This window comes from Nocardia inohanensis NBRC 100128, assembly GCF_001612945.1.
Lineage (GTDB): Bacteria > Actinomycetota > Actinomycetes > Mycobacteriales > Mycobacteriaceae > Nocardia > Nocardia inohanensis.
Genome location: NZ_BDBK01000008.1, coordinates 455,591 through 468,783, shown reverse-complemented (window position 1 = coordinate 468,783; position 13,193 = coordinate 455,591). Strand labels below are relative to the sequence as shown.

Genomic DNA, 13,193 nt, shown 5'->3' with positions numbered 1-13,193 from the left:
ACCCCTGCGTGCCCGCGTCCTCGGGGTGCGGCACGCCGGTGGATTCCGCCCCGGCGGTGGCCTCCCCCGGCTGGTCGCCGCCCGGGGCACCGGCCACGTGGCGGTCCGCCGCATCGCCCGATCTCGCCGCCGACGAGAAGGTCGCTTCGTCGTCCACGACGATCACCGTCCCCGATTACATGATTACAGTCCTGAATTCAGGATGCGCGCGCCGGAGCGCGACGACAACCAGTTCGCCGACAGCGCAATCGGTTCGTGCGCGCCGGCGCGGAAGTGCAGCTGTGCAATTCGGTCGCGCCGTTCATCCTGATCCCGCGGCTGCGCGCCTCAGCGGTCAGGTCGCCTGGCTGACCGAGGACATGTGGAAGTCGGGAATGCGCAGGGGCGGCATGGCGGTGCGGGTGAACCAGTCCTTCCATTCGCGCGGCAGGGTGATCTCGGTGCGGCCGGCTTCGGTGACCCGGCGCAGCAGGTCCAGGGGGCTCTCGTTGAAGCGGAAGTTGTTGACCGCGCCGGTGACTTCGCCGTTCTCGATCAGATAGACGCCGTCGCGGGTGAGGCCGGTGAGCAACAGGGTCGCCGGATCCACTTCGCGGATGTACCACAGGCAGGTGAGCAGCAGGCCGCGTTCGGTGCGGGCGATCATATCGGGCAGGGTGGCATCGGAACCGCCTGTCATGAGCAGGTTCTCACCCGGCACGGTGACGGCGGCGTCGAATTCGGCGGCGGTGGCGCGCGGATAGACCAGCGATTCGATGACCCCGTCGCGCACCCAGTCGGCGCGCTGGGCGGTGAGGCCGTTGTCGAACACCGACAGCGACTCCGAGGAGGCGGGGGTGGCCACGAACGGCCGGTATTCGAGACCCGCCGCACCGGGATCGGAGTAGAGGGTGAGCGGAATATCGGTGAGCCGCTCACCGATTCGGGTGCCGCCCGCACGCGCGAAGGCGGTGTGGCCTTCGTGCGCGCCACGGCCCTCCATGGTCCAGGCCATGTAGATCATCAGGTCGGCGACGGCCGAGGGCGGCAGCAGCGTCTCGTAGCGGCCGGCGGGCAGCTCGATGCGCCGCTTGGACCAGTCCAGGCGGCGGGAGAGTTCGGCGAGCAATCCCGCGGTGTCCAGGTCGGTGAAGTCGGTGGTGCCCGCACCGACCCAGGCACTCGCCAGATCGGTTCCGGCGCCGCGCTTTCCATTGATCTCGACCGAACCGGTCGGCTGCACCCAGCGGCGGCGCAGCCCGGTGGAGGTGCCGAGCCAGCTGGAGTGCACCTGATGGTGGGCGAAACCGTAGAGGGCGTCGGCCTCGTCGAAAGCGGGCGCGAGCTCGCGGGCCAGGCCGCCGAATACGCCGATATCGGTGGTGACGGGCAGGCCGTCCCAATCCAGCAGCTGATCGAGCGCACCGGGATCCACCGCGTCCAGCAGCGGCATGGCGTCGCGGGCCGGTTCGGCGGTGCGGGCCGCCTCCTCGCTGGCGCGCACCACCGCCTCGATATCGGCCGGATCCACGCTCGTGGAAGCGACGCTGCCGACCCGCGCGGAGTTCGGGCCGTCACGGAAGATCGACACCACCGCCCAGTCCCGCGATACCGAGGAACCGTTGGTGGTCATGGAGTTTCCGGCCCAGCGCAGCGACGCCTCGTGCGCGTCGGTGACGATCACCACGGCTTCGTCGGCGCGGGAGGCGCGCAGCGCGCGGTCGACGACCTCGGGGGCGGGGAGCACACTCACGGTGAAAGTCCTTTCCTCACTGCCCGGCTTCGGCGCGGGTATTGAGAATATTGATGCCGCGCACCAGCACCGACGGGCAGCCGTGCGAGACCGCCGCCACCTGACCGGGTTGTGCCTTGCCGCAGTTGAACGCCCCGCCCAGCACCCAGGTCGACGGCCCGCCGACCGCCTCCATCGCACCCCAGAAGTCGGTCGTGGTGGCCTGGTAGGCGACATCGCGCAGCTGCCCGGCGAGTTCGCCGTTGCGGATGCGGAAGAAGCGCTGGCCGGTGAATTGGAAGTTGTAGCGCTGCATATCGATCGACCAGGACTTGTCGCCGACGATGTAGATGCCGTTCTCGACGCGGGAGATGAGTTCGGCGGTGCTGGTGTCGCGGTCCGGATCCGGTTGCAGCGACACATTGGCCATGCGCTGGATGGGCACGTGATGCGCGGAGTCGGCATAGGAGCAGCCGTTGGAGCGCTCCAGGCCCAGGCGCGGTGCGAAGGCGCGATCGAGCTGGTAGCCGACGAGTACGCCCTCGCGCACCAGATCCCAGCGCTGCCCGGCCACGCCCTCGTCGTCCCAGCCGACCGAGGCCAGGCCGTGGGTTTCGGTGCGGTCGCCGGTGACGTGCATGATCGGCGTGCCGTACTTCAGGGCGCCGAGTTTGTCGGGGGTGGCGAAAGAGGTGCCCGCGTAGGCCGATTCGTAGCCGATGGCGCGGTCGTATTCGGTCGCGTGCCCGATCGATTCGTGAATGGTCAGCCACAGATTGGTCGGGTCGATGACCAGATCCGCCGGCCCGGCCTGCACGGTCGGGGCCTTCACCTTCTCGGCCAGCCACTCCGGGATCTGCGCGAGTTCGCCCGCCCAGTCCCAGGTTCCGTCCGCGCCGGTGACATACTCCCAGCCGCGGCCAGCCGGGGCGGCCAGGGTGCGCATGGTCTCGAACACGCCCGCCGCCGGATCGACGGTGATGGCCTCCAGATCCGGATGCAGCCGCACCCGCTGCTGGGTGATGCGCGAACCGAAACTGTCGGCGTAGAAGGTCTGCTCCTTGACCTGGAGCACGCTCGCCGTCACGTGATCGACGCCGTCCGCGGACTTCAGCCGTTCCGAATAGTCCAGCAGCAGTGCGACTTTCTCCGGCGTGGCGACCTCGAACGGGTCGATCTCGTACGGCGAGACGTATTCGGCGTCGGCGTAGACCGGCTCCGGAGCCAGCTCGACACGCTCCCGATTGAGTGCCCGCAATGATTTGGCTACCGTGACCGCACGGCGTGCCACTTCGGCGGCGGAGGCGGTGGTGAGGTCGGCGTGCGAGGCGAAACCCCAAGTTCCGTCCACGATCACGCGCACCGCGAAACCGAGATCGGTACTGTCGCGCACCGATTCGACCCGCCCGTCACGTAACCGGATGGACTGCTGGAGAAGCCGGTGCACCCGCAGATCCGCGTACTCGGCCCCGGCCGCTTTCGCCGCCGACAGCGCGGCATCGGCGAGCGCGGCCAATGGCAGTGCGCGGAACTGCTCGTCCACGACCTTGGTTGCGATGCTCACCCGCTCCACGCTAGAGGGCGACCCGGGCGGGCATCAACAACACGCTCACGCCGAGTGAAATACACAACATGCAAACGTGCACACGCTGCAACAATGCACGAACTGCGAAGTCGCACAGCATGAAACGCGCCCGACAAGCCCAGGATATGCGGCGTTTTGCCGCGTGAATGCCGTACTGTCCGTCCGCGTGCCGCCATCCGCACTCCGTGATCGCAAACGTGAACGTACCCGCCGCGCCCTGCAAAGGGCCGCCGTCGAAATGTTCGAGAGCCGAGGTTACGAGGCGACCACCGTCGCCGATATCGCCGCCGCGGCCGAAGTCGGCACCCGGACGTTCTTCAACTACTTCGCCAGCAAGGAAGAGCTGCTCTTCCCCGAACCCGACGAACGCGTCACCGCCGCAGCGCATGCCATCGCCACCCGCCATGCCGACGAACGCCCGGTGGAGGTGCTGTTGCGTGCCCTGCGCGCGGCCGGCGACAACCCCGGCGACCAGCTCGGCGACGATCTGGGCGCGCGCATAGCCGTACTGCGCGCGCAGATCTCCCGCACGGTCCCCGCGGTCAGTGGCCGCGCCGCGCACGCCCAGCTCGCCGCCCAGATGGAGATCGCCCACCACCTGCGCGCCGCCTTCCCCGACGAGCTCGACGAAGTCGAAGCCGCCGCCTTGGTGGGCGCGGTGGTGGGCGCGGTCTCCGGTGCGCTCACCGCCCTCTTCGCCCAACCGCGCGGCATCGAGGATTCCGATCGCCTGCACCGGCAGATCGGCGAGATCACCAACAAAGTCCTTGCCCCATGGCTCAATCCAGCGCCCGGGCAAACCATCGGCGACCCCGCGCGGCCGGACACCGGAAGCGTCGCCACCCCCACACGGTCGGCCCCCACGCCGGAAAGCGAAGGAATACGCCCGGATTCGGCCGACGACCCGTCACCCCGATTCCGGTCCACCGGCAATGAGCCCGCCCCGCAACAGCACAACCCTCCGGTATCGGCGGGCGGGGACGCGCGAGAAGACTCCGCCGACAACCAAGGCCGGAGCCGGGCGGACACGCGCGTCGACGCCGAGTCCTCGGTGCCGCTGCATCCGCTCGACGACGAAGTCGGTCCGCACGCGTTCGCCTCCGGCCTGACCGGGGTGCGCGAAGCGGCGCTCCGCCTCGACTTCGAAGAACCGGAATCGCCGGCGCCGCAATCGGAAGACCCGCAGCCCGCGGATATCCGGCGCGCCGGCGAGGACGATGACATCGTCGCGTCTGTCGGAAAGCCGGAGATCCAGGTCAGCGAGGACACCGGCAAGGCCGGGTCCGAAGACGGCGTACGCACCGGGGCGACACCGCGTCTGGTGCACTCGGCGAGTGCGCCCTCGAACGCGGTTGGCCCAGCGGATGCGACCTCGAAAGTGGTCCGCTTGGCGGATGCGACCGCGAACGTGGTCCGCCCGGGGGACGCGTCGTCGAACGTGGTCCGCCCGACGGATGCGACCGCGAACGTGGTCCGCCCGGGAGATGCGTCGTCGAACGTGGTCCGCCCGGCGGATGTGACCTCGAATGTGGTCCGCTCGGGGGATGTGACCTCGAATGTGGTCCGCCCGGGGGATGCGCCATCGAATGTGGTGCGCCCGGAGGATGCATCGTCGAATGTGGTGCGTGCGGGGGAAGTGCCATCGAACGTGGTGCGCCTTCCCGGGGTTAGCGCAACCGTGGCATGGGCCGGGGAGCCCGAGCGAACAAGTCCTTCCGCAGCGGCACGATTGCACGATCTCGCGGCCGCGGTGCGGGGTGTCCGGGGCGATTCGGTCTCAGGCCAGTGGGCGCGCGAAGGCGGGGCGCGGGACGGCCAGGGCGAGTCGGCGAGCGTGAATCCGGGGCGGGGCGAAGGGAACCCGGCCGAGGGCGGCGCGGATCGCCCGGCCGCCGACGGTTGGGCCGCGCAGCAACCCGCACCGGTGCGGACCGAGACCGGAGAATTCGTGGTGCGCGAGCATCCGGCGCCGCGGCCGCCGCGCCCGGCCGTGATGGTGCCGCCGTGGCGCTCGCGTATGCATGTCAATTCGGCCGTGTTCCGGCCGATCTCCGAGGCGAGCGCACAGCTCGAGTACGCCGACGCCGGCAAGCTGTACAAGGAGGCGGTGCGGACGCTGCGGGCCGGGAACGCCTTCGGCGAGAACGCGATCGACCACGCCGAGACGGCCGCCGTCGACGCCGGTATCGGCGTCGATGCCGCCGAATCCGCGAGCGTGCCGGACGGGAACGGTCCGGAGCTCGGCGGCTCCACACCCACGGCCGGTGAATCCGTCGACGCGGGAACGGCATTGGGTGAATCCGGATCCGAGGCCGAAAACGAGGTGCTGGTGTAGCGCCGAATCCCGTTCGCAGCTGACGCGAATCGGCCCGGCCGGACTGCTCCGGCCGGGCCGATTCGGTGTTTTCCGGCCGAGGCCGTACCGGCTCAGGCGAATTGCTGCCAGCCGAGCCGAATCACCATGGCGATCACCACGACCAGCAGGACGACGCGGACGAATCCCGCGCCACGCGCCAGCGCCATCCGCGAGCCGACGATCGAACCCGCGACATTGGCCACCGCCATGGCCAGGCCGAGGGTCCACAGCACATGGCCGGTGGCGCCCAGGAAGATCAGCGACCCGAGGTTCGAACCGCAATTGACGACCTTGGCCATGGCCGCGGCGCGCACGAATTCGGTCCCCAGCAGGGTCGCGAAGGTGATGATCAGGAAGGTGCCGGTGCCCGGGCCGAGAATGCCGTCGTAGAGGCCGATCAAACCCGCCGCCAGGCCCAGCACCAGCAGCGTCTTGCGGCGGGTCGGCGCATGGGTGGCCATGGTGACGCCGATGGACGGGCGGATGGTCACGAAGATCGCCACTCCGACCAGCACCACCATCACGATGGGAATGAACAGCGCCCGATCGATGAGACCGACCGCCGCCGAACCACCGGCGGCGGCGACCGCGGCCAGGGCGGCGGCGGGCAGCAACTGTTTCCATCGCAACGGCACCTTGCGGGCGAAGGTGATCACCGCGGCACTGGTGCCGGAGAACGCGGCGAGTTTGTTGGTCCCCAAAGCGGTTTGCGGCACCACTCCGGGCAACACCACGAACAAGGTCGGCAACACGATCAAGCCGCCGCCGCCCACCACCGCGTCCACCCACCCGGCCGCCGTCGCCGCCGTCAGCAATACCGCCCAGTCCGCAACACCCACACCGGAACCCAACCAGACCGCGCCAACCCCGGGCAAACCACCACCCGCCCGGCCCGCCCCCGCTGCTGCGGCGGCGTGTGCAGGACGGCGGCTAGGGTGGGGCGGTGCGCCGGTTCAGTCTGTGGCTGCGTGGCAAGCCCATGGTTTCCGATTCGCTGCTCGCGCTCGGACTGTTCGTCATCGATGTGCTCGCCGTGGGGGAGAGCCGCAACAAGATCGCCTACCTGGTGCTCAGCGTGCTGCTGGTGCTGCCGCTGATCTTCCGCCGCACCTATCCGAAGGCCGCCGCGCTGGCGCTGGTGCTGGTGTCCACGACGGCGACGCTGACGAACTGGGCCGGCAACGACGCCGATTCGGCGCATCCGGCGCTGCTGGGCCTGGGCATCATGCTGTACACGCTGGTCGCGTACGTGGGCCGGCGCGAAGGTCTTCTCTACCTGCTGGTGCTGGTGCTGGATGTCGCCTTCTCGTACAGCATGATCGGCAAACCGGAGGGTGCGGACATTCCGTTCACCGCGCTGTACTACGCACTGTGCTGGACCCTGGCCGAATTCGTCGGCGCTCGCCACGCCTACGACAACGAGGTCGCGGCCCGCCTGGCCGTCGCCGACTACGACCGCGAGCGCCGCGCCCACGACGCGGTGGCCGCCGAACGCACCCGCATCGCCCGCGAACTGCACGATGTGGTCGCGCACGCGGTCAGCGTCATCATCGTGCAGGCCGACGGGGCGCGCTTCGCACTGCGGCACGATCCCGACACCGCGGAGCAGGCGCTCGGCACCATCGCCGGCACCGGCCGCGAAGCCCTGCGGGAACTGCGCCGCACCGTGGAGTTGCTGCGCACCGAGCATGCGCCCGAACAACTTCCGCAGCACGGCACCGCCGGCATCGCCAAAGTGGTGGAGATGATGCGCAATACCGGTCTGGAGGTCTCCCTCGAGCTGACCGGCGAAATCGATACCGTCAGCCCGGAAGTCAGCCTCGGCATCCACCGGATCGTGCAGGAATCGCTCACCAACACCCTCCGCCACGCCGGACCCACCCCGTGGGCCCGGGTCACCGTCGCCCGCCGCGACGCCGACGTCCTGGTCGAAATCGTCGATTCCCGCGGCATCCGTCCCGAAACCGCCCCGAAAGGCCGGTCGTGCAACGGCTCCGGGCCCGCCTGGCACACCCCCGCGAGCCTGGCCGGCCCTAACCTGCCCGAGGCCGGATCGATGCCCGGGCGGAGGTTGCCGGCCGCCGCGGCACGCACCTCGGGTGCGGCCGCGCCGAATCCGGCGCTCGCCGGGCGCGCTTCGAACCCACCGTCCGATGACCGCGGCGCCGCCGAGCCCCGGATCCCGGGCAGCGGGCTCGGGCTGGTCGGTATGCGCGAGCGCATCGCCGTGCTCGGCGGGACCTTGTCGGCGGGCCGGAACCCGCAGGGCGGCTGGTCGGTTCGCGCCACCATCCCCCTGAGTCGCAACGAAACCGAGTAGCCGCCGGGGCCGGTCGCGACCCGGGCGGGAGACCGAGAACACCGGGCACGGTCGGCCGACCGATAGATTGAACGCGTGCCGATCACCGTTCTAGTAGTCGACGATCAGGAGCTCATGCGCGCGGGATTGAGGATGGTGCTCGGTGCGCAACCCGACATCGAGGTGGTGGGGGAGGCCGACAACGGCGCCACCGCCATCACCCGCACCGCCGAACTGCGCCCCGACGTGGTGCTGATGGATGTGCGGATGCCGGTCACCGACGGAGTCACCGCCACCGCCCGGATCATCGAATCCGGTTGCGGCAGCCGGGTTCTGGTCATGACCACCTTCGACCTGGACGAGCACGCACTGGGCGCGCTGCGCGCCGGGGCCAGCGGCTTCCTGCTCAAGGACACCCCGCCCGAGGACCTGGTCTCCGCCATTCGCAGCGTCGCCGCCGGGGACGCCGTCGTCTCCCCGAAGGTCACCAAGCGCCTGCTGGACCGCCTCATCGCCGACACCCCAGGATCGGGCCGCGACCCCTCGATCCTCGATGCCCTCACCGCCCGCGAGCGCGAGGTCCTCGAACACATCGCCGCCGGACGCTCCAACGCCGAGATCGCCGCCGCCCTCTTCCTCTCCGAAGCCACCGTCAAAACCCACGTGGGCCGCGTCCTGACCAAACTCGACCTGCGCGACCGGGTCCAAGCGGTCGTGCTGGCCTACGAAACCGGTCTCGTCCGCCCCGGCAGCGCCTGACCTCCGCAAACCGGGAACCGGCCGCGGTGACACGCCGGTTCCGGCCGCAGCCGGTTCCCGCTTTCCGCGGGGACTGTGAGTCGGGACGCAGGCGGGAGAAAAACGGGGGCCTCGCGCGTTGGGGAGGGTAGATCGATCGAAAGGATCGCCGACATGCCCGCACTGCTGTTCGCGCTGTACTTCATTGCCGAGATCGCCACGCTCGTGGTGTTCGGGCACCTGATCGGGGTGTTCCCGACCATCCTGCTGCTCATCGCCGGGTCGGCGGCCGGGTTGGTGCTGGTGCGCTCGCAGGGGCGGAAGGTGTTCGAGGGGTTCCGCAAGGCCGCGCGCGGTGAGGCCGACCCGAGTACCGCGGTCGCCGACGGGGCACTGGTCGGGGTGGGCGCGGTGCTGATGTTCGTGCCCGGTCTGCTGACCTCGATGCTCGGCCTGCTGGCGCTGGTGCCGTTCACCCGGTTCGTGCTGCGGCCGGTCGTGGCGGCGTTCGCGGCGCGACGGCTGCGCCGGGTGGCGACCGCGGTCGGGCCGTACGGATACCGGAACGTGGTCGTCGATCCCGACGGCGAGGTCATCGACGCGACCGTGGTGACCGAGTGGTACGACGACGGGCAGGGCAAGAACGGAGGCGTCCGGGCCATCGATCCGCGCTGAGGTTCGAGATAGCCGGACGCTATCGGCAATTCGGGGCCGGGCCGCCGCTGGGCGCCCGGCCCTTCCGGATCGGACCCAGGTCACAGTGGGCCGGTGCGGTTGCGGGCGGGGCGTACCCGTGGGGCAGACTGGAAACTCGTGAGTACCCAGTTGCTGGTCGGCGGTCGTATCTACAGTTCGAGTAATCCCGACGCGACGGCCATGGCCGTCACCGACGGGGTGGTGAGCTGGGTGGGTCTGGACCGCGCGGGGCGGGCCTTGCACCCCGACGCCGAAATCGTCGAATTGGACGGCGCGTTCGTCGCACCCGCGTTCGTGGACCCGCACGTGCACGTCACCGCACTGGGGTTGAAACTCACCGGACTGGATCTGAGCCGCGCCGCCTCGCTGCGCGAATGCCTGGAACTGCTGGCCGCTTTCGCCGCCGCGCACCCCGAAGGCGCGCTGCTCGGCGACGGCTGGGACGAGACCGCCTGGCCCGAAGGGCGCGCACCGTCGGTCGAGGAGATCGATGCCGCCGCACCCGGACGGCTGGTGTATCTGGTTCGCGTGGACGCACATTCGGCGATGGCCTCCACCGCGCTGCTCGACACCGTCCCCGGCATCACCGCAACCACCGGCTACACCCGCGGCGAACCGCTGCGCGCCGACGCCCACCACAAGGTGCGCGCCGCCGCGCTCGGCGCCCTGGATCGCACCCAGCGCGACCGGGCCCGCCGCGCCGCCTTGGATGCCGCCGCCGCGAACGGCATTGCGGCCGTACACGAATGCGCGGGCCCCGACATCTCCGGCGAGACCGACGTGCGCGAACTCCTGGAATTCCCGCACGGCGTCGAAGTCCGCGCCTACTGGGGCCAGGCCGTCCGCACCGCCGACGAAGCCCGCACGCTGATCAAGGATCTCGGCGTGCACGCCCTCGGCGGCGACCTGTTCGTCGACGGCTCCCTGGGCTCGCACACCGCCCTGCTGCGCGCCCCCTACGCCGACCGCGACACCACCGGCACCGCCTACCTCGATGCCGACGCCGTCACCGCGCACCTCCTGGCCTGCACCGAGGCGGGCATCCAGACCGGCTTCCACGTCATCGGCGACGCCGCCATGGACGCGGTCGTCACCGCCTTCGAACGCGTCGTCGCGCAGGTCGGCGGCCCCGCCGTCGCCGCGCGCGGGCACCGCCTGGAACACGCCGAGATGATCGACGCCGACCAGATCGCCAGGCTCGCGCGGTGGGGTGTGATCGCCAGTGTCCAACCGGCTTTCGACGCCGCCTGGGGTGGCCCCGACGGCATGTACGCCACCCGCCTGGGGGCCGAACGCGCCGCCACCCTGAACCCCTTCTCGGCCATGGCCGCCGCGGGCATCTCGCTGGCGATCGGCTCCGACGCCCCGGTCACCGCGCTCAGCCCGTGGGAAGCCATCCGCGCCGCCGCCCACCATCGCACCCCCGGCCACCAGATCTCCCCGCGTGCCGCCTTCGCCGCCGCCACCCGCGGCGCCTGGCGCGCCGGCGGCGTCCGTGACGGAATGGCGGGCACCCTGGTGGCAGGCGCACCCGCCTCCTACGCGGTCTGGGAGGCAGCCGATCTCGTGGTCGCCGCCGCCTCCGACACCGTCCAGCGCTGGTCCACCGACCCCCGCTCCCGTGTCCCCGGTCTGCCGCCGCTGCACCCGGGCGCCCCGCTGCCGCGCTGCCTGCGCACCGTGCACCGCGGGGTCACCATCCATGCCGGCTGAGTCGCGACCCGAAAACCCCTCCGCCGCAACGCAACCCGACGTCACCGCGCCGGGCCCGCGACCGGAAGCGGCGCCGTACCGCGCGAGCGGACTCGGTCGGGCCGAGCCGGCGGCCGGCCGGCGGGCCGCGGACAAGGCGGGCAAGCCGGTCGCCATGCGCCCGCGGCAGTCGGAGATCCTCACGCTGCCGGCCCTGGAGTCCGAAGAGTCTGCCGCACCGCGTGATTCGAGTGGTGCTACCGAACGGGTCGAGGGACGCCCGGCTTCGGCGGCCGAGTTCTTGCCAGGAGTGTGATGACGACCGAAAGCGGGAGTGCCGCAGTGGAATCCGAAACCTCGGCAAATCGTCGGGATCCGGTCGTATCGGGCGGGTTCGTGGACGAGAGTGACGCGGCCGGGGTCACCGCCGCGGCGGCGGACGGCGGCTCCGGGGTGCGAGGTCGGGCGGCTGCCGTCGCGGCGCGGTATCCGGTGCTGTGGCGGGCGGTGGCGGCGGTGGTCGCGGGATTGTTGCTGTTCGCGAGTTTTCCGCCGCGTACTTTGTGGTTCCTGGCGCCGGTGGGGATCGCGGTGTTGGTGCTCGCGGTGCGCGGAAGTGGGCGGCTGCGTGGGGGATTCGGGTACGGGTTCCTGGCGGGGCTGGCGTTCTTCCTGCCTTTGCTGCCGTGGACCGGGATCTATGTGGGCCCGGTGCCGTGGATCGCGCTGTCGACGGTGTGTGCCGTATATGTCGGGTTGTTCGGAATGTTGGTGCGTCTGGTCGGGCGGCTGCCGGGGTGGCCGCTGTGGGTGGCCGCCGCCTGGTCGGCGACCGAATGGGCGCGCTCGAGTTTCCCGTTCGGCGGGTTTCCTTGGGGGCGGCTGGCTTTCGGGCAGGCCGACGGCTGGTATCTGCCGTTCGCGATGATCGGCGGAGCGCCGCTGGTGAGTTTCGCGGTGGCGCTCACCGGGACCGCGCTGGCCGCGTCGGTATTACGCGCGCTGCCGGAAAAGGGCGGTGCGGGCGTGTCGGGCGGTGTGTCGGATATTCCCAGATGGGGGGCCCGGCGTCTCACATCGTGGACGCGGATTGTTGCTGCGGCAATGCTTGTGGCTATAGTTCCCCTCACCGGAGTGATCCTCCGGACCGCGCTGCCCCGCCCGGAAGACGGCAACCGGCCGATCACGGTCGCCGCCATCCAGGGCAGCGTGCCGCGCCTGGGACTCGACTTCAATTCCCAGCGGCGCGCGGTTCTCGACAATCACGTCAAGCGCACCGAGGAACTGGCGAAAGCCGTTGCCGCGGGCCGGGCCCCGCAGCCGGACGTGGTGATCTGGCCGGAGAACTCCTCCGATATCGATCCCTTCCGCAATGCGGACGCGCGTGCGCTCATCACCCAGGCGTCGCGAGACATCAAGGCCCCCATTCTGGTCGGGGCGGTGCTCGTCAACGATGACCGGACCACCACCAATTCGGTGATCGTGTGGAACGGCGCGGACGGGCCGGGGGAGCGGCACGACAAGAAGATCATCCAGCCCTTCGGTGAGTACCTCCCGATGCGGAGCTTCTTCCGGCACTTCTCCGACTATGCCGACCGGGCAGGCTATTTCGTGCCGGGCACCGGGGACGGCGTGGTGCACGTACAGCCGGCGGGCGGCGGCGCACCGGTGCCCATCGGTATCGCGACCTGTTACGAGGTGGTCTTCGACCGCGCTTTCCAGCAGGCGGTGGAGGCCGGCGCGCAGCTGCTGGCGGTTCCGTCCAACAACGCCACTTTCGGCGACAGCGAGATGACCTTCCAGCAGTTGGCCATGTCCCGCATCCGCGCGGTGGAACACGGTCGCGCCGTGGTGGTCTCGGTGACCACCGGCGTGAGCGCGATCATCACCGCCGACGGCGCCATCCAACAGCAGACTGAACAGTTCGTTCCGGCGGCGCTGGTGGCACAACTGCAATTGCAAACGGACACGACGGTCGCCACTCGGTTCGGCCCCGCACCGGAGCGGATCTTGTGTATTCTGGCCGCGGCTGCCGCTGTGGCGGCGCTGATCCGGCGGCGGACGCACACCCCTGCGACTCCGGCCGAGGTAAGTGCGAGCCGGTAACCATCCGGCG

Annotated in this window: 9 protein-coding genes; 6 read left to right on the top strand and 3 right to left on the bottom strand. The window is 70.3% G+C overall.

The genetic code is table 11. The annotated features are described in order from the left end of the window. Positions 1-334: 334 nt before the first annotated feature. Positions 335-1,726, bottom strand: coding sequence for a TldD/PmbA family protein (locus NI1_RS17950; RefSeq protein ID WP_067822566.1), 1,392 nt, complete (start codon positions 1,724-1,726; stop codon positions 335-337). Between the two features lie 22 nt (positions 1,727-1,748). Next, positions 1,749-3,275 (bottom strand): TldD/PmbA family protein, encoded by a 1,527-nt coding sequence (locus NI1_RS17945; protein ID WP_067822563.1) that lies wholly within the window; start codon positions 3,273-3,275, stop codon positions 1,749-1,751. A gap of 76 nt (positions 3,276-3,351) precedes the next feature. On the opposite strand from NI1_RS17945, the gene NI1_RS39370 reads away from it, so the two are divergent. Continuing rightward, complete coding sequence (locus NI1_RS39370) at positions 3,352-5,631, top strand: TetR family transcriptional regulator (protein WP_369690144.1); 2,280 nt, start codon at positions 3,352-3,354, stop codon at positions 5,629-5,631. Between the two features lie 92 nt (positions 5,632-5,723). Here the strand turns inward: NI1_RS39370 and NI1_RS17930 are convergent, their stop codons facing one another. Next, a complete protein-coding gene (locus NI1_RS17930; RefSeq protein WP_067821649.1) occupies positions 5,724-6,491 on the bottom strand; it encodes a TSUP family transporter in 768 nt (255 codons plus the stop codon). A gap of 104 nt (positions 6,492-6,595) precedes the next feature. On the opposite strand from NI1_RS17930, the gene NI1_RS17925 reads away from it, so the two are divergent. The 5 genes from NI1_RS17925 (at position 6,596) to lnt (ending at position 13,183) form a co-directional block, all read left to right on the top strand. After that, positions 6,596-7,972, top strand: a complete 1,377-nt coding sequence (locus NI1_RS17925) for a sensor histidine kinase (protein WP_369690143.1) — start codon at positions 6,596-6,598, stop codon at positions 7,970-7,972. Positions 7,973-8,047: 75 nt separating this feature from the next. After that, positions 8,048-8,710: a response regulator gene (locus NI1_RS17920; RefSeq protein ID WP_067821648.1), complete on the top strand. Its 663-nt coding sequence runs from the start codon at positions 8,048-8,050 to the stop codon at positions 8,708-8,710. A 153-nt stretch (positions 8,711-8,863) separates the two neighbouring features. Further along, a complete protein-coding gene (locus NI1_RS17915; protein WP_067821644.1) occupies positions 8,864-9,364 on the top strand; it encodes an FxsA family protein in 501 nt (166 codons plus the stop codon). Positions 9,365-9,502: 138 nt separating this feature from the next. Continuing rightward, positions 9,503-11,098 carry an amidohydrolase gene (locus NI1_RS17910; RefSeq protein ID WP_067821640.1) on the top strand — a complete coding sequence of 532 codons (1,596 nt, stop codon included), beginning with the start codon at positions 9,503-9,505 and terminating at the stop codon, positions 11,096-11,098. A gap of 432 nt (positions 11,099-11,530) precedes the next feature. After that, positions 11,531-13,183 (top strand): apolipoprotein N-acyltransferase, encoded by a 1,653-nt coding sequence (gene lnt / locus NI1_RS17900; RefSeq protein WP_067822560.1) that lies wholly within the window; start codon positions 11,531-11,533, stop codon positions 13,181-13,183. Positions 13,184-13,193: the final 10 nt, after the last annotated feature.

Coding starts and splice junctions, on each gene's coding strand:
- NI1_RS17915 (WP_067821644.1), top strand. CDS start 8,864: ATGCCCGCACTGCTGTTCGCGCTGTACTTCATTGCCGAGATCGCCACG.